The 23,617-nt window shown below is 53.7% G+C and carries 27 protein-coding genes; 13 read left to right on the forward strand and 14 right to left on the reverse strand.

The genetic code is table 11. The annotated features are described in order from the left end of the window. Positions 1-33 precede the first annotated feature (33 nt). Both AB1763_05110 and AB1763_05115 read left to right on the forward strand, forming a co-directional pair. A complete protein-coding gene (locus tag AB1763_05110) occupies positions 34-306 on the forward strand; it encodes a hypothetical protein (protein MEW5832197.1) in 273 nt (90 codons plus the stop codon). Further along, a complete protein-coding gene (locus AB1763_05115; GenBank protein ID MEW5832198.1) occupies positions 297-977 on the forward strand; it encodes a carbonic anhydrase in 681 nt (226 codons plus the stop codon). Before AB1763_05110 ends, AB1763_05115 begins: the two co-directional genes overlap by 10 nt. A gap of 33 nt (positions 978-1,010) precedes the next feature. On the opposite strand, the gene AB1763_05120 is transcribed toward AB1763_05115, so the two are convergent. Next, positions 1,011-1,805 carry an ABC transporter permease gene (locus AB1763_05120; protein ID MEW5832199.1) on the reverse strand — a complete coding sequence of 265 codons (795 nt, stop codon included), beginning with the start codon at positions 1,803-1,805 and terminating at the stop codon, positions 1,011-1,013. Positions 1,806-1,911: 106 nt separating this feature from the next. Here AB1763_05120 and fliL point away from each other — a divergent pair, with 106 nt between their 5' ends. The 4 genes from fliL to AB1763_05140 are packed head-to-tail and all read left to right on the forward strand — an operon-like array spanning position 1,912 to position 4,362. Further along, complete coding sequence (gene fliL / locus AB1763_05125) at positions 1,912-2,463, forward strand: flagellar basal body-associated protein FliL (protein ID MEW5832200.1); 552 nt, start codon at positions 1,912-1,914, stop codon at positions 2,461-2,463. Continuing rightward, positions 2,460-2,816, forward strand: coding sequence for a holo-ACP synthase (gene acpS, locus AB1763_05130; protein MEW5832201.1), 357 nt, complete (start codon positions 2,460-2,462; stop codon positions 2,814-2,816). Before fliL ends, acpS begins: the two co-directional genes overlap by 4 nt. A gap of 53 nt (positions 2,817-2,869) precedes the next feature. Continuing rightward, positions 2,870-4,042 (forward strand): class I SAM-dependent rRNA methyltransferase, encoded by a 1,173-nt coding sequence (locus AB1763_05135; GenBank protein ID MEW5832202.1) that lies wholly within the window; start codon positions 2,870-2,872, stop codon positions 4,040-4,042. An 8-nt stretch (positions 4,043-4,050) separates the two neighbouring features. Continuing rightward, positions 4,051-4,362 (forward strand): hypothetical protein, encoded by a 312-nt coding sequence (locus tag AB1763_05140; GenBank protein MEW5832203.1) that lies wholly within the window; start codon positions 4,051-4,053, stop codon positions 4,360-4,362. A 3-nt stretch (positions 4,363-4,365) separates the two neighbouring features. Here AB1763_05140 and AB1763_05145 read toward each other — a convergent pair whose 3' ends face one another. The 6 genes from AB1763_05145 to AB1763_05170 all read right to left on the reverse strand — a co-directional run bounded on the left by AB1763_05145 (position 4,366) and on the right by AB1763_05170 (position 9,786). Next, a complete protein-coding gene (locus AB1763_05145; protein MEW5832204.1) occupies positions 4,366-5,037 on the reverse strand; it encodes a superoxide dismutase in 672 nt (223 codons plus the stop codon). 117 nt (positions 5,038-5,154) lie between these two features. Continuing rightward, positions 5,155-5,355, reverse strand: a complete 201-nt coding sequence (gene thiS / locus AB1763_05150) for a sulfur carrier protein ThiS (GenBank protein ID MEW5832205.1) — start codon at positions 5,353-5,355, stop codon at positions 5,155-5,157. Between the two features lie 8 nt (positions 5,356-5,363). Continuing rightward, on the reverse strand, positions 5,364-5,879 hold the full coding sequence (locus AB1763_05155) for an ankyrin repeat domain-containing protein (protein MEW5832206.1): 516 nt from the start codon (positions 5,877-5,879) through the stop codon (positions 5,364-5,366). A 6-nt stretch (positions 5,880-5,885) separates the two neighbouring features. Next, a complete protein-coding gene (locus AB1763_05160) occupies positions 5,886-6,875 on the reverse strand; it encodes an SAM-dependent methyltransferase (protein ID MEW5832207.1) in 990 nt (329 codons plus the stop codon). Positions 6,876-6,883: 8 nt separating this feature from the next. Beyond that, on the reverse strand, positions 6,884-8,059 hold the full coding sequence (locus tag AB1763_05165; protein ID MEW5832208.1) for an aspartate aminotransferase family protein: 1,176 nt from the start codon (positions 8,057-8,059) through the stop codon (positions 6,884-6,886). After that, entirely contained in the window at positions 8,056-9,786 is a 1,731-nt protein-coding gene (locus tag AB1763_05170) for a molybdopterin-dependent oxidoreductase (protein ID MEW5832209.1), read from the reverse strand. Before AB1763_05170 ends, AB1763_05165 begins: the two co-directional genes overlap by 4 nt. 154 nt (positions 9,787-9,940) lie before the next feature. Here AB1763_05170 and AB1763_05175 point away from each other — a divergent pair, with 154 nt between their 5' ends. Continuing rightward, entirely contained in the window at positions 9,941-10,903 is a 963-nt protein-coding gene (locus AB1763_05175; GenBank protein ID MEW5832210.1) for a chemotaxis protein, read from the forward strand. Positions 10,904-11,080: 177 nt separating this feature from the next. On the opposite strand, the gene AB1763_05180 is transcribed toward AB1763_05175, so the two are convergent. Genes AB1763_05180 through AB1763_05190 form a run of 3 tightly spaced genes read right to left on the reverse strand, consistent with a single transcriptional unit; the run spans position 11,081 to position 14,509 of the window. Continuing rightward, positions 11,081-12,433: a sodium ion-translocating decarboxylase subunit beta gene (locus AB1763_05180; protein ID MEW5832211.1), complete on the reverse strand. Its 1,353-nt coding sequence runs from the start codon at positions 12,431-12,433 to the stop codon at positions 11,081-11,083. Between the two features lie 7 nt (positions 12,434-12,440). Further along, positions 12,441-14,267, reverse strand: a complete 1,827-nt coding sequence (locus AB1763_05185) for a biotin/lipoyl-containing protein (protein ID MEW5832212.1) — start codon at positions 14,265-14,267, stop codon at positions 12,441-12,443. 8 nt (positions 14,268-14,275) lie between these two features. Next, on the reverse strand, positions 14,276-14,509 hold the full coding sequence (locus AB1763_05190; GenBank protein MEW5832213.1) for an OadG family protein: 234 nt from the start codon (positions 14,507-14,509) through the stop codon (positions 14,276-14,278). A 175-nt stretch (positions 14,510-14,684) separates the two neighbouring features. On the opposite strand from AB1763_05190, the gene ppa reads away from it, so the two are divergent. Next, on the forward strand, positions 14,685-15,206 hold the full coding sequence (ppa, locus tag AB1763_05195) for an inorganic diphosphatase (GenBank protein MEW5832214.1): 522 nt from the start codon (positions 14,685-14,687) through the stop codon (positions 15,204-15,206). A gap of 5 nt (positions 15,207-15,211) precedes the next feature. Next, positions 15,212-15,502: a hypothetical protein gene (locus AB1763_05200; GenBank protein MEW5832215.1), complete on the forward strand. Its 291-nt coding sequence runs from the start codon at positions 15,212-15,214 to the stop codon at positions 15,500-15,502. A gap of 25 nt (positions 15,503-15,527) precedes the next feature. Here the strand turns inward: AB1763_05200 and AB1763_05205 are convergent, their stop codons facing one another. Continuing rightward, a complete protein-coding gene (locus tag AB1763_05205) occupies positions 15,528-16,043 on the reverse strand; it encodes a hypothetical protein (protein MEW5832216.1) in 516 nt (171 codons plus the stop codon). A 261-nt stretch (positions 16,044-16,304) separates the two neighbouring features. Here AB1763_05205 and AB1763_05210 point away from each other — a divergent pair, with 261 nt between their 5' ends. The 3 genes from AB1763_05210 to AB1763_05220 all read left to right on the forward strand — a co-directional run bounded on the left by AB1763_05210 (position 16,305) and on the right by AB1763_05220 (position 18,813). Beyond that, positions 16,305-16,844, forward strand: coding sequence for a transglycosylase SLT domain-containing protein (locus AB1763_05210; protein MEW5832217.1), 540 nt, complete (start codon positions 16,305-16,307; stop codon positions 16,842-16,844). 72 nt (positions 16,845-16,916) lie between these two features. Continuing rightward, positions 16,917-17,105, forward strand: a complete 189-nt coding sequence (locus AB1763_05215) for a hypothetical protein (GenBank protein MEW5832218.1) — start codon at positions 16,917-16,919, stop codon at positions 17,103-17,105. 103 nt (positions 17,106-17,208) lie between these two features. After that, positions 17,209-18,813 (forward strand): methyl-accepting chemotaxis protein, encoded by a 1,605-nt coding sequence (locus AB1763_05220; protein ID MEW5832219.1) that lies wholly within the window; start codon positions 17,209-17,211, stop codon positions 18,811-18,813. Positions 18,814-18,816: 3 nt separating this feature from the next. Here AB1763_05220 and AB1763_05225 read toward each other — a convergent pair whose 3' ends face one another. Genes AB1763_05225 through AB1763_05235 form a run of 3 tightly spaced genes read right to left on the reverse strand, consistent with a single transcriptional unit; the run spans position 18,817 to position 22,556 of the window. Then, a complete protein-coding gene (locus tag AB1763_05225) occupies positions 18,817-19,419 on the reverse strand; it encodes a CheB methylesterase domain-containing protein (GenBank protein ID MEW5832220.1) in 603 nt (200 codons plus the stop codon). A 9-nt stretch (positions 19,420-19,428) separates the two neighbouring features. Next, positions 19,429-20,268, reverse strand: a complete 840-nt coding sequence (locus tag AB1763_05230; GenBank protein ID MEW5832221.1) for a CheR family methyltransferase — start codon at positions 20,266-20,268, stop codon at positions 19,429-19,431. Next, positions 20,262-22,556, reverse strand: a complete 2,295-nt coding sequence (locus AB1763_05235) for a diguanylate cyclase (protein ID MEW5832222.1) — start codon at positions 22,554-22,556, stop codon at positions 20,262-20,264. The genes AB1763_05230 and AB1763_05235 overlap by 7 nt, the downstream gene beginning before the upstream one ends. A gap of 186 nt (positions 22,557-22,742) precedes the next feature. Between AB1763_05235 and AB1763_05240 the strand changes: the two genes are divergently transcribed. After that, positions 22,743-23,615: a hypothetical protein gene (locus AB1763_05240; GenBank protein MEW5832223.1), complete on the forward strand. Its 873-nt coding sequence runs from the start codon at positions 22,743-22,745 to the stop codon at positions 23,613-23,615. Positions 23,616-23,617 lie beyond the last annotated feature (2 nt).

Consider the following 23,617-nt stretch of genomic DNA (forward strand, 5'->3'; position numbering starts at 1 on the left):
TAATTTCCAACCCATAACCTGAGGAGAAACAACATGCCTATGTGTTCCATTTTTGCCGATCATAAATCCGAAGAGCGCTATTCCAAGCTCTCGCTCGCCTATACGACCGACGAAGAACGCCAACTGATCGAAGAGACGATCGAGGCGTGTACTCCCTTGTGTTCAATCCAGCCGACCATTTACGGCGGTGCCGTCACCGGCGGAAAACGGATGATCACGATCGAATACCATGACGACTGCGACCGCGAAGGGGGCAACGTGTTCGAAGCGATCATCAAAAAACTGGGAATAGAGGAATGTCATTGACCATCAACCCCTCGGATCTGAGTGTCCAGCGTCTTAAAGAGTTTGCCGAAGGGAACGAAACCTTCCAGAAAACCTACTTCCGCAAGAATGAAGCGCAACTGCTCAAACTTGCAAAAGAAGGTCAAAACCCCAAGACCCTTTTCATCGGATGTTCGGATTCACGGGTCATTCCCGACCTGATCGTCCAGTCCAATCCCGGCGATTTATTCGTTATCCGAAACGTCGGAAACTTCGTCGCTCCCTACAAACCCGACGAGGATTTTCACTCGACCGCGGCGGGAATCGAATACGCCGTGAACGTCCTGGGAGTCTCCGAGATCATCATCTGCGGACATTCTCACTGCGGGGCGATCGAATCGCTGTACAAAACGACGTGCGATACGTCGATGGTCCATACGGCCAAATGGCTGACTCTGGGAGAAAAAGCCAAATCGATGGCATTGATCGCACTGGGAGACAACGCCCCCAAGGACAATCTCCTGCGGACAACCGAGCAACTCTCGATCATCACCCAGATCGAAAACCTTCTCACCTACCCTTACGTCAAAAAACTGGTGGACTCGGATAAACTGTTCATCCACGGGTGGTACTACGATATCGAAACCGGAACGATCGATTACTACGATCCCGATTCCTACCAGTTCCGTCCTCTCAGCGACCTCGCCGAATAACACACTTCTGATGCCGTCCTTCCGGACGGTTTTTTACCAATCCAGGAACAAAAACAGGGCCGAGAGAAAATAGTTCGCGACGAAAATCGCTACCGCCGAATAGACGACGGCATAGATCGTCGATTCTCCGACTCCCCTCGCCCCGCCGGTCGTATGGTAGCCGATGTAGCTGCCGATTGCGCTGACGATGTAACCGAAAACCGCGGCTTTGATGACGCCGGTCATAATGTCGTCGAATTCTCCCAGACGCATCAGCGTGTCCTGATACACGACCGGATTGATCCCCAGAACTCCCGTCGAAATCAGATAACCGGCCCCGATGGCGATAAAATCGAACCAGACCACCAACAGCGGAAGGGAAATGATCGTCGCGACGATGCGCGGAGAGATCAGGTACTCTTTGGAATCGACCCCCAGGATGTCGATTGCGTCGATCTGTTCGCTCACCCGCATCGTCCCCAGTTCCGCCGCCATCGCGCTGATGGAGCGCGAAATCAGCATCAAGGCCGCGAACACGGGCCCCAGTTCGCGCGTAATCGAAAAATAGACGGTATAGCCGATAAAATTTTCGGCGCCGAACTGGTGGAACCCGTTGTAAAGCTGTATCGCCAGCACCATTCCGGTAAAAACGGCGGTCAGCGTAATAACCCCCATACACCCCATCCCGATAACTTCGATCTGGGTCAGAAAAATTTTGGGGCGGCGCAGTACGTACGGAAAGAGTGCAAAAAGTCTGACCTGGAACAGAATAAACGCCCCGAATCTCTCAATCGTGTCGAAAAAACGGACGAACGGACGGCCGACGTAACCCAATAGCCTCTCTATCATTGCACTATTCCTTGTTTTAATCGGGTAAGTTTACTCCAAGAAAGCCTAAAATTCAAAAGTTTCTCGCTACAATATCCATTATCTTACCAAACAACCGGAGCAACGGATGGCTGAAAAAGAAGAAGAACAGACCGCAGAAGGCGGAGAAAAGAAAAAATCGAACCTGCTGCTGATCATTATCATCATCGTACTGGTGCTCGTACTGGCGATCGGCGGGGCCATTGCATTTTTGATGATGGGTAACGATGATGCGGCGGGCGAAGCGGCTCACGGAGCCAAAAAAGAAGCCGCGGCCGCGCCGCATGCCGACGAAGCCGAAAGCGAAGCGGGCCCTTCGGATTCTTCCCTGACCGAAGTGGGACTGATGTACCCGCTTGACGTTTTCACGGTCAATCTCCTTTCCGAAAGCGGACGCCGTTATCTGAAAGTCGAGATCAACCTTGAAATCGAGGGGGAAGAACTTAGCCCTGAACTCGATACGAAAAAACCGATTTTCCGCGATATCATTATCCGGATTCTCTCTTCCAAATCGCTCGAAGAAATTTCGACGATCAAAGGAAAAGAGAAACTCAAAGAACAGATCGTCGACGAGATCAACATGCGTCTTAAAGACGGTAAAGTCAAAAACGTCTACTTCACCGATTTCGTGGTGCAATGATCGGAATCGACCTGGTCAAAACGCAGAGGATGGAACGGCTACTGGGCCGTTTCGGCGAACGGGGGCTTTCCCGTTTCCTCTCCCCCGATGAAATTCTCCTCGTCAAAAACCACCGTAACGCCGCCGGGTTCTGGGCCGCCAAGGAAGCATGCGCCAAAGCGCTCGGATGCGGCATCGGGGCCGAGTGCGGATTTCACGATATCATCCTCTCAAAAAACCCCAAAGGTGCACCGCTGATCGATCTGTCCGAACGGGTCAAAACGGCGTTCGCTATCGAAAACCTCAGCGTCTCGATCACCCATGACGGCGACTACGCGATCGCCGTCGTCGCCCTTGAACGGCACAGGGCTTAACCCTTCTCTTATCGCCTCTGGGTTATGATTTTAGCATCATTACGAGGAATCCCATGAACGCCATTACCGTCACCAAAAACGCCGCCCGATCCTTACGCAATTTCTTTTGCTGGGTTTACAGCAACGAACTGATCGCCCCGGACGATATTGCCGATGGAGAGATCGTCGATATCCTTGCACCCGATGGGACATTTCTCGCGCGGGGGTATCTCAACCGCAAAAGCACGATTTCGGTACGGGTCCTCGCGTTTGAGCGCCGAGAGATCGACGCTTCGTTTTTCGAAGAACGGATCCGGTCGGCCTACGTCAAACGCAAGGCCATAGCCGGATGCGCCGACGCTTACCGCGTCGTCCACTCCGAAGCCGATTTTCTCCCGGGTCTCATCGTCGACAGCTACAACGGCTATCTTGCGATTCAGATCAACACCCTGGGAATGGAACGGCTGCGCGCCCCGATCATCGATGCCCTCCGAAAGGTCCTCAACCCCATCGGCATCATTGACAAATCCGATGCCAAAGTACGCGCCAAAGAGGGACTCGAGACCCGTAACGGCGTCATTTCCGGTACGGTTCCCGAAACCGTTACGATCACTGAAAACGGGATCAAATTCAGCGTCAACCTTCACGAAGGGCAAAAAACGGGCTTCTACCTCGACCAACGCCGTAACCGTCGTATCAGTGCGGAATATGTCGGCGAGGGGATGCGTGTTTTGGATGTTTTCTGCAATGCCGGAGGTTTCGGTCTCTACGCCCTGCGCAACGGTGCCGACGTCCGGTTTGTCGATCTCTCCGAACATGCCCTGACGCAAGTCCGGCACAACCTCGAACTCAACGGTTTTCCAGAGTGCGACATCATCCGCCAGGACGCTTTCGATTTCCTGACCCTCGAAAAAACAACGCCGAACCGCTATGACGCGGTTTTCCTCGACCCTCCCCCGTTTGCCAAAACGAAAAAAGAGGCCGAGGGGGCAATCAAGGGGTTCAAATTTCTTTTTTCGGCGGGCCTGTCGTTGACCAAACCGGGGGGGATCGTCGCACTCTACTCCTGCTCGCACCATATCGGAGAAGACGCCCTCCTCGAGATCGCCCGCGAAGCTTCCGCCAAGGCGGGGGTCCCGTTGGAGGTTCTGGAGCTTCAGCGCGCAGACAATGATCATCCCTACATTCTCAATATCCCGAATTCCGCCTATCTCAGCGGAATCATCGTTCGTAAAACCGTATTATAGGAGTCATGATGGAACAACTCGTAACCGTACAAAAATACGCCGCAATGCACCGCCTGAGCATCCATACCGTCATCAAAAAGACGATGAACGGTGAGCTCAAAAGCGTCGAAAAAGAAGAAGACGGCAAAAAAACGACCTACATTCTCCTCTCATCCCAGCCCCATGCCCCGGTTCAAGTGTCCGAGTCTCCCGCACCCTCCGATCCTGTCGACGAAGAAATCGATTATAAAAAAGCGTACGAAGACCTTCACACCGAATACCTGATTCTCAAAACGCGCTACGAAAAACTTCTTGCCGCTTCCTCTCACTCCGGGCACTAAGTCTCAGGAGGGGGTGCGTTCATTCCTCTGCATCGTATCGATGTAGCCGCATACGTCCGTATTGTCGTTACAGGGAGGGTTCGAAGCGCTTTTTTCGAAATCGGCCAGATTGGCCGAAACGAAATTCCAGTTGACCCGTTTCCACCACCCTTCCAGATAGTCGGGACGCGCATTGCGGTAGTCGATGTAATAGGCGTGTTCCCATACGTCGCAGGTCAGAAGCGGTGTTTCTCCCTGTCGTAGGGGGGTATCGGCGTTGGAGGTCGTCCGCAGCTCGAGCCGCCCCTCCTTGGTCACCACCAGCCAGGTCCATCCCGATCCGAACAGCCCTATCGCCGCATTCACAAAAGCCTCTTTGAAACGCTCGGCCGATCCGAAATCGCGTTCGATCAACGCGCTCAGACGTGCCGAGGGTTCGGTCACGGAACCGCTCAGCCCTTTCCAGTAAAAATCGTGGTTGTATACCTGTGCGGCATTGTTGAATACAGGACCTGTGGCATTTTGAATAATCTGTTCGAGATTCATCGATTCGTATTCGGTGCCGGCGATAAGGGCATTGAGCTTGTTGACGTACGCGGCATGGTGCTTACCGTAATGGTATGAAAGCGTTTCGGCGGAAATAGAAGGTTCGAGCGACGAAGGCTCGAAAGGGAGTTTCATCAATTCGTGAAGCATGGGAAACCTCCAAAAACGAAAGTATCATCCATCATCTTAGCCTACGAGGCTGAAAGAATCCCAACGCCGTTTCGATCCGAGGCAAGCTTCAGGCAAGGTTCAGCGGTACGGTCCGCTTCATCCCCCGCCGACAAAATCGAGCAGTTCGACCGCATCCCCTTCGTGCAAAACGGCGCTGTTCCACCCGTCTTGCTTCACGATCTGCATGTTCACCGCCGCAGCCATCACTTTGGCCTCGATGCCGAGCGAACGGATCAGTTCCAAAAGGGTCGTATTTTCGGAAACCTCACGGGTTTCGCCGTTTACTTTGATGTGCATACTCTCTCCTACATCGACATTTTTATGAGTTGGGCGATCTGGAAAAACTCCTTGGCGATCGCGAAATCGTACGCCGTTGCCCCGTCGTTGTTTTTAAGATGGGGATCGGCTTTGGCTTTAAGGAGAAAATCGACGATTTTCTCATTCCCGCTGAACGCCGCCTGGTGCAGGGGGGTGATGCCGTCTTTGTTGGCCAGATTCACGTCCGCGCCGCGCAGGACGACGAACGTCACGAGGTCGAGGTCTTTTTTCTTGACCGCCAGGATGAGCGGCGTGTTGCCGTTGTTATCCTGAAAATTGATATCGGCTCCGCATTCGAGCAGGTAGGCGGCCATTTTGGTGTCTGAGAGCTTGATCGCGACGTGCAGGGCACTCAGCCCCGCGGCATTGGCTTCGTCGACCTTGTGTCCCGCCCGGATATGGCGTTCCATCGACTGCCGGTCTCCATCGAACGCCGCATCGTGCAGCACTCCCGCGCCGGCGGATGCCGCTAGCACGAAAAACGGGATTATCCACCGCATCATCGTTTCTTATTCCTTTACGAACCGTATCATTTTGAACCGTTCCCCCATCAGCGAAGGGGTAATGAGTATTTTGGCTTTTTCGAGCTCTTGTTTGTAGATCGCTTCGCCGGCGCGTTCCTTGAGGATCGCAAGCAGATCGAGAATCCCCATCTCCACGAGCGCCACAAGCTGCGTCGCATACTGGGCGCAAACGACGCCTTCGTTTTCAAACGCCTCTTTTACGTGGGTGAAATTGACGTCGTAGGTGATGTCGCTTCGGCCGAACGCTTCATTCATGTCGAGCGCTTCGTCAAAGAGCGGGTAGACCTGGTGTTCACGATAGACGCGGATCGAAAAATCGCTTCGCGCCTGCAATTCGCCGTAATCGAAACTGACGAATTCGAAACGTTCCGCCGCCTTGCGCATCGCCTGAGCAAACGACTCGTATCCTCGCGCAATTTCGCCCCGATCCTGCTTATATTTTTCGGCCAGCTCCGTTATTTCAGGATCGTCGATGTCGAAGAGGACTTTCCCCTCTTCGACGCGGCCCGTTTTCCCTTTGTAAAACAATTCGCAGGGAAACGCGTCGAAAATCTCGTTCGCGACGAAAAAGGCGCACCGTTCGGAGACTTCCGTCAAATCGCCGTAGTGTTCGAGCTTCACCGCGTTGCCGAACGATTCGTCGAAATAATTTTGCTGCGCCGTTCGAAGCGCTTCGAACCGTTCGACGATTCCGAACCGAAGAGTCTGCAGAAGCTGCGGACGCAGCGTATGGATGAATTCGATGATATCGGCGAGGAGGTAGCCGTGATGGGCGCCGATTTCACAGATCAGCGCGTCGCTTCGCAAAAACCCCTCGTCGATGCGTCGGACGATGTGATTGGCGATCGTTCCCCCGAAGAACTTGGAGGTACTCACCGCCGTATAGAAATCCCCTTTTTTGCCGATCGGGCGGTACGAGGCGTAATACCCCTCTTCTCCGTACAGCCACTCTTGCATATAGTCGCTAAAACGCACGAATAGCCTTAGAGGGACGCCATCGCTTTTTCAAGACGCGCGAACCCTTCGTCAATGTCCGCTTTGGTGATCGTCAGCGGCGGCAGGAAACGGAGGGTATTGCGTCCGGCTTTGAGGACGAGTACCCCCGCCTCACGCGCGGCGTTGATGATTTTGGAGAGGGTGTCCCCGTCGGCCACTCTAAGCCCCCGCATCATCCCAAGTCCCACGTGTTCGAGGAAAATGGCCGGATGAGCGGCGGCAAAGCGGGCCAGCGACTCTTCGAAATAGATCAGCATATGATCAAGTTCCCCGCTTTGCTTGAGTTCGGAGAGGATGTCGAGCACCTCGTTCGCCGCTGCGGTGGAGAGATAATTGCCGCCGAACGTCGAGCCGTGGTCGCCGGGGGCGAAAATATCTTTTTTGCTCGTCATCACCACGCCGATCGGTACGCCCCCGCCCAGCCCTTTGGCCAGTGTGATCACGTCGGGTTCGATTCCGTAGAGGTTCGACGCCAGAAACTCGCCCGTGCGGTAAATACCCGTCTGCACTTCGTCGACCATCAGCAAAATATCGCGCGATTTGAGCAGCGCGGCCAGTGCCTGGACTTTCTGGCGATCCTGCGGTTGCACGCCCCCTTCCCCCTGCACCAGTTCGATCATGACCGCGACGGTATGATCGTCCAGCAACGATTCGATCTCATCGATGTTTTTGGCATACACGAAACCGTCGGGAAACGGCCCGAAATAGTTGTGCATCGATTCCTGCCCCGTCGCTTTGAGCGCCGTGATCGTCCGGCCGTGGAACGAATGCTGCAGCGTGATGATTTTGTACCGTTTGGGCTGACCGTTTTCCTCACCGTATTTGCGGGCAATTTTGATCGCCCCCTCGTTCGCCTCGGCACCGCTGTTTCCGAAAAAACATTTCATGTCGTATCCGCTTTGCTCGACGATCCGGCGGGCACATTCGGCCTGCGGTTCGATCAGGTAAAGGTTCGAGACATGGATGATCCGCGACGCCTGCTCGCAGATCGCTTTGGTAAGGCGGTCATTGCCGTGGCCGACGCTGCATACCGCGATCCCCGCGGCAAAATCGACGTATTCTTTCCCTTCACTGTCGACGAGGAGGGCATTCATCCCTTTCACAAAACTGACGTTCTGGCGCCCATAGGTGGGCAATACATAATTTTCAAAATTTTTTGTCATAACGTTTCAACCTTTAGTGTGTGTTCTTGATAGACGGCGCATTCCCCCTCGTAGCTCAACCACGCGGGCGTCAGGACGTTCACATCGGGTGTCCCCGAATAAATCAGGACGCAATCTTTCCGAAGCCGCCCGTCCCACGCGACTTCCATTTCGACGCTCCCCGAGGGGGAGGAGAGACGAACCCGCCTCCCCTCTTCGAACCCCGCATCGGGATGGAAAAAAGCGGCCGATTCGCGGTAGAACTGCGAATTGAGCCCTTTGGGATGCTTGGGGGTGATGAGATGAAACCCTTCCCTTTCCTCGAGCCTCGCCTCAACCTCGTCGGGAAAAACGAATTCCCCCTCTTCAAACCCCTCCGAATACGGGATATCGGGGATGGAGGAGCGGTATGTCACCCCTTCGCGTTCGATTGCTTGATCGCGGAAATGCTCCAGATACTCCTCTTCCCCCAGAAGGGGAAAGCCGAACGTATCGCACAGCCTTCGGGCCACTTCATACTCGCCGATCCCGATATCGCTTTGGTGGATTTTGCGCATCTCCTGCAGCGTGTAGTCTCCGTACGAACTGCGGAAATCGTTTTTTTCGAGAAAACTCTTTGCCGGAATCACCAGATCCGAAGCGCGGGAAGTTTCGTTTTCGTACAACCCGAAATAGACACGGAACCCCGCCTGTGAAAACGATTGACGTACCCGGTTGGAGTCGGGCATCTGGGCAAGGGGGTTCGCCCCCTGAACGAAAACGCAATTATACTTCGAAAAATCGACGGTAGGCTTCGAAACCTTTTTGGCAATGCTCCGAAACGGGGAATCGATCCCTACCGATGAATCCCCCAGAAAGCTGACGCCGCACCCCTCTTTGCCGAACAGCCCCATCACCGCCCCAAACGCGTCGATGGCACGAAGCACCTCGGCGCCGTTTCGGTATTTCTGCACCCCCGCACCGACGAGAATCGCCGTTCTTTTCCCCTGAATGAGCGAGAGCATATCGCCGATCTGCCCCAGGGATACATCAATCGCATCGAGGGTCGCCTTGATACGGATGCTTTGGGTAAGTTCGTAAAACTCCTCGACGTCGCCCGCATGTTCTTCCAGCCATTCCCGGTCGTGAGAACCTTCGATGATCGCGAAACGGCTCAGCAGCAGTGCCAGGTGCAAATCGCCCCGTGGCTTGATTTTTATGTGCAGATCGGCTTTTCGGGCCAGTTCCGTCTCGACCGGATCGATCACGATCAGCGTCTTGGCGTTCAAAAACGGCAAAAGATGCGAATGGGTCGCATGAGGATTGCGTCCCCACACGACCACCGCTTCGGCATGTGCAATCATCTGGGGGGAAAGGACGTAGTTGCGTCCGCGTCCCGTTTCGATACCGGCGGCACCGGCACCGTCGCACAGCGATCCGGAGGTACCGACCGCGTCGTAGTGGGCAAAAAAATGTTCGACGCTGCGCTGCATCAGAGCCACATTGCCGCTTCCTCGGTAATAGAGCACTTCGCGCGGTTTACTCTCCTCAAGCCGCTTTTCCAACGCCCTCAGTGCTTCGTCTATGCTCACTTCCCGGCCGTGAAGGCGGGGGGCGGGAATTCGGGGATACTCGCCGTAATGGTTGAGATTCGGGCACAGGTATCCGCGGGTGATCGGATGGGTCTTATCCCCTTTGGGCATCCCGTTTTCATCAATAACGATTCGACAGGCGTCGTAACAATCCAGAGGACAGGCAGTCGTTTTCATCTTTCAAGGTTCCCGGCATGGCGCGCCGCGACGGCACGCTGCGTTCTTCTTTCACAGGGATTTAAGCGTATTTTACACTGCCCCCCCTTGCATTAAGTAAAAAAAAACGATGAATTTCGATATGATTAAGGGATTAAAAACAAATGGGGAAATAATGTCTCTTTTAGAACATGTCGATGCCGCAACCAACCTGGCAAAAAACAACGAAGTCCAACTGCTCGTTTTTAAAATCGACGATGCGCCCGAATCGCCCTATTATGCGATCAATGTATTCAAAACGCGTGAAGTCGTCGAAGCCAAACGCCATTACCTCACGCAGATCCCCGGGGCCCATCCGCTGCTGGAAGGGACGATCGTTCTGCGCGAGCTTCAGATTCCGATTCTCAACCTGCCCAAATGGCTGGACGTCGAACTGAGCGAAGAAAAACGCAAAGCATCCAATCTCCTGATCTGCGACTTCAACGGCATTATCATCGGCATCCGGATCATGTACGCCTACCGTGTCGTCAAAAAGAACTGGAACGAAATGCACGCCCCGGACAGCTACCGGATGGGAGAAGACGGTCTTGTCATCAATGACACCCGCCTCGACGACGGCAGCCTGTGCCTCGTACTCGATTACGAAAAGCTTCTCGCCGATGTCATCCCCCAGGCGATGGTCAACGTCGACCAGGCCGCGGCAAGCATCAAAAACCTCCCGCTTCCCGAAAAACTCAAACACGGCACGGTTCTCATCGCCGAAGATTCCAAAACGGCGCAGCGGCATCTCCGCCAGATTTTCGAACACGCCCACGTCGGCTATCAGATCTTCAACAACGGAAAAGACCTGGTCAACTACATTGCCAAACACCCCGACCCTTCATCCATTCCGGCGATCATTACCGATATCGAAATGCCCGAAATGTCAGGGTTCACGGTCATCCAAAGACTCAAGGGCAACCCTTCGACCAAGGCGATCCCCATCATCGTCAACAGCTCCATGACGGGTGAAAACAACAAACGCGAAGCGGCAAGTCTCGGAGCCGACGGCTTTATCGACAAAACCAAAAGCGAAAACATTCTCAGCCTCATCATCGAAAAAATGGGACCGTCAAAAAACAATCTTCTCCCCCGCTAAGGGCGGGCCCCTCTTCCTCGCTTTTCAAATGCATTGCTATTGTATTGCCCGGTTTTAAGTACGGAGAGATCCGCAGGCGTCAAGCCGGCTACACTGCCGATGGAAATATTGTACGGAAAGAAAACAGTGGATGATCGGGGAGAGGAACTCCCCCCTTATGTGAAACAGTGAAGCGGATTATTTGAAAAGAGCGATCATGACACCCGCGGCAACCGCCGAACCGATAACACCGGCTACGTTCGGTCCCATCGCGTGCATGAGAAGCATATTCGTAGGATCTTCTTTCATACCCTCTTTGTGTGAAACACGTGCCGCCATCGGCACGGCGGAAACACCGGCCGAACCGATAAGCGGATTGATTTTCTCTTTGCTGAAAAGGTTCATGAATTTCGCCATCAGAACCCCGGCGGCCGTCCCTGCGGAGAAGGCCAACAAACCGAGCATCAAAATCGCCAGCGTATCGACAACCAGGAACTGATCGGAGGCCAGTTTGGACCCGACGCCCAGCCCGAGGAAAATCGTAACGATGTTGATCAGGGCGTTTTGCATCGTGTCGCTCAGACGATCGACCACTCCGGTCTCTTTAAAGAAATTACCGAGCGCAAACGCACCGACCAGCGGAGCGGCATCCGGAAGAATCAACACGACCAGCATCAACACGATAATCGGGAAAATCAGCTTTTCCAGACGCGTCACGTGACGTAATGTTTTCATTTTGATTTTACGCTCTTCGGGAGTCGTCAACGCACGCATGATCGGAGGCTGGATGATCGGTACCAGGGCCATGTACGAATACGATGCGACCGCGATTGCCCCGAGCAGTTCCGGTGCCAAAGCCGAAGCGATAAAGATCGACGTCGGGCCGTCGGCTCCGCCGATGATACTGATCGCCGCCGATTGCTGCAGCGTGAAATCGAAAACCGTCGTATACTGGCTCAGCGCGTATGCACCGACGAGTGTTCCGAAAATACCGAACTGTGCCGCACCGCCCAGAAGCGAAAGCTTCGGATTCGCAAGCAAAGGCCCGAAATCGGTCATCGCACCGACTCCCATGAAGATCAGGAGCGGAAACAGACCGCTGGAGATCCCCATGCTGTAGATGATTCCCAAAAATCCTTCCGGCCCTGCAATGTTCGCGATCGGAATATTGGCCAAAAGGCCTCCGAACGCGATCGGCAGCAGCAGTAAAGGCTCGAAACCTTTGGCAATTGCCAGGTAAAAGAGGATAAACGTCACAAAGAACATGATCGTACGGCCCCATGTCTGGTGGAAATCGCTCATCGGTTCGCCGTGCGCGGTCAAAACACCCTCTTTGGGATTGAGCAGGGCATTGATGCCGGTCGTCTGATAAAAGCTATCGAGCATATCGCCTGCCGACATCGGCTGATACGTCTCTTCACGGTGGGTACTGACCGCCGCATGAGCCGTCGCGTTGTTTTCTACCGCTGCCGCCGCAGGGGCGGCATTTGATGCCATGCCTGCGGTCGCGAACGTCCAAACGGCGATCAAAGAAAATAGAAGTTTTTTCATCCGTCACTTATCCTATGATGGCGAGCGCTTGGCCCTCGACCACTTTGTCGTTCGGGCGGACAAGGATGCTTTGAACCACACCGTTGCACGGAGCGACGATGTCGACTTCCATTTTCATAGATTCGAGGATCATGATTTTGTCCCCTTCGTTGACAGCCGTACCGGCTTCCGCGATAATTTTCCACACCGCACCCGGCAGCATGGCGCGCACTTCGGCACCTTCCTGGACCGGCAGCTCGTCGCGCGCTTCGGCTGCGGTAGCCACGTGAGGGACAACCTGTACGTCGACGTTGCCCGCAGCGATTTGAACGTTGTATTTTTGACCGTCTACGACAACAGTATAGTTTCCGGTAGCGTTTGACATTTTTTTGGTTCCTTCTGATTTGATTGGTGTTGGCACATGACCCGCAGGCACTACGGCTTCGGGAATGTTTTTACGGACGTTGACCTCTGCGTTTCCTTTGAGGAACGAGATCCCCTTTTCATCGCATGACGCAGCGATAAAAATATTTTCGTCATTGACGGCGATCCCTTCGTCTTCCAGACGTTTCGTCCAGAACGCGATCGATTTCGTCTCGTCTTTGTCGGCCAGATCGATGGCGTTTTCAGTCGTCGGCTCGAGTCCGAGCTGTTCTGATGCGATCTTGACGATCTCGGCATCCGGAGCAACCGGAGTTTTTCCGAAATACCCAAGAACCATCCGTCCGTATCCCGGAGCGATTTTTTTCCAAGGTCCCATCAGCGCGTTGTTCAGCGCCTGCTGGAAATAGAACTGGGAGACCGGCGTAACCGAAGTGCCGTATCCCCCTTTTTCGACCACTTCGCGCATCGCGCGGATCACTTCGGGGTAGCGGTTCAGGATATTGTTGTCGCGCATCATCTGCGTATTGGCCGTAAGCGCGCCTCCGGGCATCGGAGAGAACGGGATCAGAGGCGATACCTGCGTCGCTTCGGGCGGCATGAAATAGTCTTTGAGGCAGTCGGTGAGGACATCCTCGTATTTGAGGATTTTCTCGAGTTCAAGCCCGCCGAGATCGAAGTTTTTCCCTTTGACCGCATGCAGCATCGTCAGGATATCGGGCTGCGACGTACCGCCGCTGACGGGAGCGGCTGCGAGGTCGATACCGTCTACGCCCGCTTCGAGCGCCGCCATGTAGCACGCGACGCTGACCCCTGCCGTTTCATGCGTGTGCAGACGCAGATGGGTCCCCTCGGGAACGAGGCGGCGCGCCATCTGGATCGTCTCGTACACTTTTTGCGGGCTGGACGTTCCGCTGGCGTCTTTGAAACAGATCGAATCGTACGGAATTCCCGAATCGAGGATCGCGCGCAGGGTTTTTTCGTAAAACGCGCCGTCGTGTGCACCGACACATCCGGGAGGAAGGTCCATCATCGTGACGACCACTTCGTGTTTCAGACCGTGATGAACGATCCGCTCACCTGAATATTTGAGGTTCTCGACGTCGTTGAGGGCATCGAAGTTTCGGATCGTGGTCGTGCCGTGTTTTTTGAACATTTTGGCATGAAGATCGACCATTTCACGGCTACCGGTATCGAGCATCACCGTATTGACCCCGCGCGCGAGGGTCTGAAGATTCGCATCGGGTCCGACGATGGCGCGGAAACGGTCCATCATGTCGAACGCGTTTTCGTTCAGGTAAAAGAAAAGACTTTGAAAGCGTGCACCGCCGCCGAATTCGAAATGGCGGATACCCGCTTCTTTCGCCGCTTCGACCGCAGGGAAGAAATCTTCCATGAGAACGCGTCCGCCGAAAACCGACTGGAATCCGTCGCGGAACGTCGTATCCATAATATCAATGTATTTTTTGGCCATTTAGATTCCTAGTTTTGGGTAAGTTGATGATGATGGATCGCGGCGGCAATCGCTGCCACTTTCGCTTTGTCATCACTGCGTTTAGCCTGTGCTCTGGGAGTCGGTTCAGGCGCTTTTGGGGCTTCAGGGAAATATTTGTTGATCATTTTGGACATCAGTACGGTCATGTAGTTCATGATAATCAAGAACAAAAAAACGGTACCCATGCCCAACAACATGATTTTGACGCTTTCGAAAAACACGCGCTTTCCTTTGGTTTGTAATCAAATCGTAACGCGCAGATTTTATCCAAACGATGTTTAAATATTATTTACCGGAATACGCCTCGCCCGGCCAAGTGCAAAAAATGTTACTCTTCGCTATTTTTAAAATTTGATTGGCTACAATCGCGTCATCAAAATACAAAGAGGTACTCTTATGGATTTAACCAAAATCGGCTACGGCGAAAACCCGGACAAAGTCAAAGCGATCATCGAAATCGCCTGCGGGTCCAACATCAAATACGAAGTGGAAAAAGAGAGCGGTGCGCTGGTACTGGATCGGGTCATGCACTCGGCAATGTACTATCCGGCAAACTACGGCTTCGTCAACAAAACCCTCTCGCAAGACGGTGACCCCGCGGACATTCTGATCCTGACCGAATACCCGATGGTTGAGGGATGCGTCACCAATTGCCGCCTTGTCGGTGTTCTCATCATGGAAGACGAAAGCGGTATCGACGAAAAACTCCTGGCGGTCCCGACGTCGAAAATCGATCCGACGTACGAAGAGATCCAGGACTTGGGCGATATCCCCCAACACACGCTGGCAAAAATCAAAAACTTCTTTGAAACCTACAAAATGCTCGAACCGGGCAAATGGGTCAAAGTCAAAGGGTTTGAAAACAAAGCCGCCGCGACCAAAATTCTTCAAGACGCCATCAACAACTATAAAGAATAACGCGCATGATCGATTTCGCCTCCCAGGAAATTTTTGCCTACGCCATTTTCGGCCTGATCCTGAATTTCGTATTCTCGATCGCCTTTGGCCTCTACCTGAGCAAAAACATCGGAGTCGAAGAGATGATCCTCTCGAAAGGGAACCGGGTCCAGCCGTGGTGGCTCTCCCTCTCGCTGGCCGTTCCCTACGCCAAAATGGCCATCACCCTCTACCGGGTCGCCGTTTTGCAGTTTTACTTCCTCGACCGCGGACTTACCCACAAAGAGTTCTGGATCTATCTGACCAGCAACGATTAAACTCTTTTTTTAAACTTTAAACCGCTTATTCTTCATCTTTGATACACAACGATCTGATCGACGTCCCGTAAAGCCCTTTTTTGAGTTTTTCCGCCGCCGTTTGGGCCCGCTGAAGCTTCGCGTCCCATTCGGGATTGCGGAATGCGGGATCGCGAACGGCCAAACCTTCGCGCAACAGCATCTCGCTGTAACTTTCGGGACCGTTGGCGTAGAGCACGCACCCTCCCGGTATCAGCTGGAAATGATACGACTGGCGCGGGTGTAGGTGCAGAAGAGCGTATTTACGCTGCGAAGGGTGGGAACGCCAGAAGCTTTCGATCTCTTGTTTGCACGCCTGGGGCTGCGGAGCCTGCGAGACCATTTTTTCCAATCCGATAATGCCGAACGGTTCACACGGGAACGGAATATTCCGATAAAGCATCCGCATTTTTTCGTTCGATTCGACCCGTTCCAGCAGCGCGACGCTGATATCGGCATGCAAAACCGTCACCGCGAGGTGAAAGAGGCCAAAGAGGATAATTTTTGTTTCTTTTTTACTCATCGTTCCGTTTTTGAACTCTTTTTTTGTCTCGTTTAGAAATATTTTTGGGTCCAAACTTAAATCAACAGCCGTATTTCCAGCATAATAAAACACATTACAACAGCATTTTTACCCAAACTTAACGAACGGTTTCCCGCCATACGGTAGCTTACACCAGATTTCTATTAGTTTTTCTTAACTGATTTATTTAAAAACATTACGCAATGGTTACAGCTTTGCTTATACCTTAAAATTTCACATCCAATTTAGGAGGTGCAGATTTTGAGATTTCTTGCCCTGATTGCCTTGCTGGCTGTGTCACTTTTGAGTGACGACGTCATCAACAAAATGACTCCGAAACAACTCTATGTTTTGCAAACGGTACGGGATGTTGCCAAAAGCATTCCCGACAAAAACGGCAGAACGTACGAGAACACGCTCAGCGCCATTTGTCTGACCGAAAGCAGTGCCGGAAAGAATATCATCGGAGATTTCCGAAAGAAAAAATCGATCACGAAAGCATCGCTCGGACCGATGCAGATCCGAATCGCCACCGCCCGCCACGTGTCGCAGAACGTTAAAAAGCTGCGCTGGCTCAACGACCTGAGCGACGCCCAGCTCGCAGGACGGCTGCTCGGCGATATCAAACTTTCGGCCAAAATCGCAACCCATTACCTGGTTTTGCTCCAGAACAACCGCAAAGACCATTTCTATGCGATCAGCGGATACAACGGGGGACTCTCCAACCGCCCCTACTACAACCGCGTCATGAAAAACATGGATCTGGTCAACCGTCTCCTCTCGTCGGGAAAAATCTCCTGACCCCCGCGGAGGCGTCCCCGCTTTTCCCCGATTATAGGTTATAATGCTCCCAGTACACGCCGGGAGGTCTGCATGAATGATGAAAAGCTCAAAATCGTACTCGCGCTTTTAAGCGGTATTATTTTCAGTCTCGTGTTCATTCTGCTCGCTTTCGTTCTCCCGCTCAAAGAAGATCCCCATCCCAAAACGCTCGATACCCAGCTCAAAAAGATTTCCGAAGGGATCCGTGCCGGCAAAGCGCCGCCGCCGCCCAACCAATAATCTCCTTTCCCGTTGCACGGGTCTGTAGAATTTGAGTTATATTTAACATCGTGCGTGATATACTTTCGTTTTTGATTACAAAACGGTTACAAAGGTATTCGGTATGGTTAACTTTTCTACGATCAAGGGAAAACTGATCGCACTTATGGTGCTGAGTTTCATCAGTTACGTCACGCTGGGGTATCTCACCGACAGCAACAACCGGGATGCGAACAAAACGGCGGAGCGGATGGTACTGCTCGGCGATATTCGTTCGTATACGAACAAGGCGGCGGCGGAACTGCGCGGCTACCAGATGCTCTACACGGAAGAGACCCTTCACAATTACCGCGAGGCCAACAAACAGCTCGCCGATTCGATCCAGAAACTCCTCGACATCACCCGTTCGGCCGAAAACCAGGAACGTCTGAAGAAAATGGCCTCCGACCACAAAGCGTGGATCGAGATGAACGAACCACGCCTGCAGATCATCAGCGAAAACGAAAACGACATCCACTCGTTTGAATTCGCGCAGACCGATGAGGGGAAAAAACTTCAGCAGATCACCAAGGAATCGACTGCCGTCTACCAGAAATTCGTCAAAGACCAGCTCGATCTCGTCGCGTCGATGCAGAAAAAAAACCTCGAAACGCTTGATTCGAATGCCGTCATGATGGAGGTGATCGTTTTCATCAGTGCCGCGATCATGATGGCGATCTTCTTTTTCATCATCCGTACTATCACGGCCTCCATCGGCCGTCTGGAAGAGACGATCGAGGCCGTCGCGCAGAACCGCGATTTTACCCGCAACGTCAAAATCGAAGGGAACGACGAACTGACCTTGATGAGTATGAAAATCAACGAGCTGGTCAACCTGCTGCGCGATTCGTTCCAGGGTATCCGTTCGACGTCGAGCGAAAACCTCTCGGTTTCGGCCGAGCTTTCAGCAACGACCCTCTCGATCGGAAAAGCGGCTGAAGAAGAGGCCAAAATCGTCACCCAGACAACCGCGGAATCGGATCAGATGAAAGAAGCGATGAAAGCTTCCGCACTCGAAGCCCAATCCGTACGCGACAAAGCGCTTAACGCCCGCGAAAACCTCCTCGAAGCGCAGTCGGCGCTCCACAACACGATCGAGCAGCTCTCACTTACCGTCCAGATGGAAGGGGAGATCAACGAACGGCTCAATTCGCTCTCCAACGAAGCGTCCCAGGTCAAACAGGTCCTCACCGTCATCGCCGACATCGCCGACCAGACGAACCTCCTCGCTCTCAATGCCGCCATCGAGGCCGCGCGCGCCGGTGAGCACGGCCGGGGCTTCGCCGTCGTCGCCGACGAGGTGCGTAAACTGGCCGAACGGACCCAGAAAAGCCTGATCGAAACCAATGCAACCGTCAACGTCATCGTCCAGTCGATCAACGACATCACCGATCAGATGAATCACAACACGCAGCGGATCGAAAAACTGGCCGGTGCGTCGGCCGAAGTGAGCGATCACACCGAAATCGCCGTCAGCGCCCTGGCCGATACCGTTCAGGCGATCGAGAAGCTCTCGGCCGATTCGCAGACGAATGCCGATACGACCGACCGCATTATCCAGAAGATCGAAAACATCAACAGACTCTCAACCTCCAACGCACGAAGCGTCGAAGAGATCGCCGCGGCCGCCGAGCATCTGCACCAGATGACCGAGCGCCTCACCGACCAGATTTCGGTTTTCCGTACCTGACGTTTACGTACGGACGAAATCGTCCATCATCCGGATGATCTCCTCGGGAGAGAGGATGTATCCGGCGGCCCCTTTTTCGATTGCCCGGGCGGGCATTCCGAAAACGGGGGAACTCTTTTCATCCTGACAGATCGTCATTCCCCCTTTGGATGCGATACGGACCATCCCCTCTACCCCGTCATCCCCGATCCCCGTTAGCAGAATCGCCAGTATCGATTTACCCGGCCACAAATCCGCCGCACTGAAAAACATGTCGTCGACGCTGGGGATGAAATCGTGACGTTTCCCCTGCTCTCCGTACAGATGACGTACGGCGAAGTGTCCTTCCGTTCCCGCTTCGGTGAACGTCAGATGGTACCCTCCGTGCGCGACGACGACCATTCCCCGCTCCAGTACGAGGCGATCGGACGACTCCACGACGCGGTTGGAGGTACAGTTCTGGAGTCGTGAAGCAAAAGAGCTGCTCAGTCCGGAGGGAAAATGCTGCACGATGCAGATCGGACAGGGGTAATCGCCCCTCACGCCGCTGATCAGCTTTTCAATCACGCCCGGCCCTCCGGTGGAAGCGCCGATGAGAACGATTTTGGAAGGGGCCGGAAGGTACATCGAAACGTCTCAGGAACGGACGGTGTAGTATTTTACGCCGTCGGTGTAGTGTTCGCTCAGTTCGCTCGGTGTGGCATGGATGTCGGCATGGCCGAAGAAAAAAAGGCTCTTGGGACCCTTGGCCAATGCGCACAACGCCCTGACAGCGGCATGCACGGTCGGAGGGTCGAAATAGATCAGCATGTTCCGCGAGAGAAGGTAATCGAACGTTCCCAGTCGCTTCATCTGCGGATCGAACACGTTCATCGCTTCGAAACGGACGTGCGAGCGGATCGAATCCCGGATCCGGTATTTGTCCCCTTCCGAATCGAAATAGCGATCGATCAGCGCATCGGAGAGGCGATGAAGCGACCGTTTGCCGTAGAGCCCCTTTCGCGCCCGCTCAACCGCTTCGGTGTTGATATCGATGGAGACGATTTCGATACGGCTCATATCGGCTCCCGCTTCGCTGAGCGCGATGGCAATCGTGTAGGGTTCCTCCCCCGTCGATCCCGGAGCGCACAATATCCGCGCGCCGAAACGCGACGAGGCCGCATGCCGCGCGATAAATTCGATCTGTGCCATCTCCCGGAAAAAATAGGTCTCGTTGACGGTCAGGAAATTGACGAGCGCTTCCATGACCCGTTCTTCGCGGTGCAGCGCGCTGAGCAAGGAAGCGTACGAAGTATAACCGCGATCCTTGGCGAAATGGGCGAGTTTGGTCGCCGTAATCGATTTTTTCTGTTCGAAGGTGATCCCCGTTTTTGCCGTAAAATAGGCAAAAACCTCATCAGGGTCGCTGAAATCCTCGGTCACTTCCGAAACCTGCGGTTCGGATTTCGTTTTTTGGGTTCGGAACCATTTCAGCACGGCATCGTCTTTCCGCAGATTTCATCATCCACGATCCGGACGAGATTGCGTCCTTCGCGTTTGGCCTTGTACAAAGCGCAATCGACGTGCGCAATGTTTTCGTGGATACTGAGGGCGCGATCCATTTCCCCCACGCCGATGCTGATCGTCACCGTCCCGTAGCCGTCAAACCGGTGTTCCGCCACCGCCACGCGGAGGTTTTCCGCAACCGATTTTGCCTGTTCGAGCGCCGTGTGCGGCAGAATGACGATAAATTCTTCGCCCCCCCACCGGCCGACGATGTCGATCGATCGGAGATTTTTCCGGAAAATGCCCGCCAGCTCGCAAAGAACGGTATCCCCCGCCTGGTGGCCGTAGGTGTCGTTGATCGTTTTGAAATAATCGATGTCGATCAGTATGATCGAACTGCGATATTCCGAATAACGCGACAGTACCGTTTTCTCTTCGATCAGGCGCTGGTCGGTCTTTTGACGGTTGTAAAGCCCCGTCAGTTTGTCGGTGATCGACATCTCCCGGAGTTTGGTGTTCAGGCGCCGGAGATCGTAATAACGCCATCCGAACATCAGCGATCCGAGGAGGATGAAACCGAGTGTTTTGTAGATGACGTTCCGGTCGATCCAGGGGACCTCTTCGACGGTGGACATCCAGCGGTTGTAGATCCCCTGCATCGTCCCCTCGTCGAGATTCCGAACCGATTTTTCGAAGATCGAATGCAGGATCGGCTGATCGCTGCGGGTCGCGACCCGCAATTCGTCTTTTTCGTAGAGGCGCGACGAGACTTTGAGACTGCCAGCGTACTCTTTTTGGACGTACGAGGTGGCAACCGCCAGATTGTCGATGTATCCGAACAGTTCTCCCCTCTCGACCATTTTCAGCCCTTCGGTAATCGATGCCACCTCGACGATCGAGACCTCTTTGTACTGTTCCCTCAGCCGTCCGAGGGTCGCATATCCTTTGACGACGCCGATTTTTTTCCCTTTCAGATCATTCAGGTTTTCGCTGAAAGGTTTTTCCACGGTCGTGACCAGCACGAGGGGAAAGGTCAGGTAGGGCTCGGTAAAATCGAGATAGGCCAGCCGCTGGGGTGTCTCGCCCGAGAGGGAAAGAATATCGCACCGCCGGGACCTGACGTATTGGAGGGATTGTTCCCAAGAAGAGGTCGGCACAAGCTCGATCGGCGTTCCGAGCTTTTTCTCGAAATGATCCACTACCTCTGCGGCCATACCGATGTGCTTGCCCTCGCGGATCGCTTCGAGAGGATACCATTCGGGATCGACGCACATGAGGATCTTTTTCTTGTTCAGGAGATACTCTTTTTCTTCCGGGCTCAGTTCGAGCCCCTTGTCCGAAGCGGCCATGATATCGTTGAACATAAACCGTCCGAGCTTCTGGTCCGAACGCAAAAGCCCCGCCTGCGAGAGCTGCTTGAAGGCGCGCACGGTGAGTTCGGGATTGACTTCGCCGATTTTGTAAAAATCGGTCAGCATCAGATCTTTCGTCACTTTCGCCTCGTACTGCAGCGCTTCACGGGACTTGTTGGTGGTATATTTGCGCCGAATAATATCGACGATCTCGTCCGAATGGGCCAACGCGTAGTGCCATCCACGGTTCGTCGCCTGGATAAAACGCCGGGTCCGTTCCGTATGCTTCAGCGCTTCGGCGGGGGACGTGAAAAGGTTCACCGCACTCATCACGAACCCGTAATCGGCGGGATCGATCGTTTCGTATTCAATCCCCGCCTTGTCGAGATAATACAGCTCGTTGGAGCGGAAAACGCTCATGACGTCGACTTTGCCGTTGACGAAATCGTCGACGTGGAAAGTGTGGTCGACGAAACGGGCGTTTTTCCCGGTGACCCCGAAATGTCCGAGCATCAGCCCAAGGGTGCTGTATTTGAACTCGTCTTTTGTCCCCATGATCGTTTTCCCCACCATCTGCGACGGGTTCGTGATCCCTTTTCGGGCGACGAAGATGAGCGGGGAATGCTGGTAGTATGTCCCCAGCAGCACGATAGGCTTCAGACGCCCTCCCTCGATGACGATGCTGGTATTGTACAGCCCGTACGTCGCCTTGCGGCTCAGGACGTCCGCGACGGTATCGACCCCTTCACGGTATTCGCGCAACTCGACGTCGAGCCCCGCATCCTTGTAAAACCCTTTTTCCTTGGCCGCGATGAATCCGGCGTATTCGAACTGAAACTTCCACGACATCTGCACCGAAACTTTTTCGAGAGGAGCCTGCGAAAACAGGGGAACCGCCACTATCAAAAAGAAAAAAAATAATCTCACCCAATCCCTTGTCATCGTCATCTGCGTCTATCATCAAGACTTTTTCCGATTATACGATAAATGTTGCTTAAATCGGAGAAAAAAACGCCTAAAAATTAATTTTTTTCACTATCGCCGTTTTCTATACCGCTCTTAATCCCACCGGTGATACAACTACTCAAAGATACCCCGGGGAAAGGAGACGCCATGAAACGGATTATCGCCATTTACAATGAGCATAAAAACAGCATCCAGTTTTACCTGCGCCATACGCTCGCCCATTTTTCGCCCCGTTCTACCGAGGCCAAAGACCTCCGGCGGCTGTTCGAAACCGAAAAATCGGCCGAAGTGGTCTATGCCGTCAACACCGCATTTGTCCAGTCTACCCCAAGCTACGGCCGGCACTACGTCGATACCGAGCGCGAAGGGGCCGACAAATCGTTTTATTTCCAATGGGTCAGTTTCGACAGGGAATCGATCCACATCAGCAATCCCTACCTCCACCCCACCAACGGGCGCCCGACCCTCACCGCGGTCAAACTCGAAGAGGGGCGCTACGTCGTCGCCGACTTCGACATGCTCCGTCTTCTCGAATCGCTCCGGCTGATCGAACACAACAGCGCCTTCGAGAAGATCAACAAGGCGGTGATGGGAAGCGGGGGGATACTGCTCGGCAGCGTCGCGGTGTTCCTGATTTTTTACGGCGCGATGATTTTCGTGCGGATGCTCTTTGCCCCCCACTCTTCCGAAGAGGTGATGCACGAAATCTTCACTTCGATCATCTCGATCACGATCGGTCTGGCGATCTATGACCTCGCCAAAACGCTCATCGAAAACGAAGTGCTGTTCAAAAAGATCGATTACGGCAGCAACCTTCAGACCAAGGTACTGAGCAAGTTCCTCACCTCCATCATTATCGCCCTCTCGATCGAATCGCTGATGGCGGTCTTTAAAATCGTCCTGGACGATTACAGCAAGATCATCAACGCTTTTTATCTCATCACGGGGGTCACGATGCTGATCGTGGGAACGGGGATCTACAACCGCCTCTCCGAGCGCAAGCAGAACGAAAACGGTTAGAG

The sequence above is a fragment of the Campylobacterota bacterium genome (assembly GCA_040752835.1).
In the GTDB taxonomy this organism is placed as follows: domain Bacteria; phylum Campylobacterota; class Campylobacteria; order Campylobacterales; family Sulfurimonadaceae; genus Sulfuricurvum.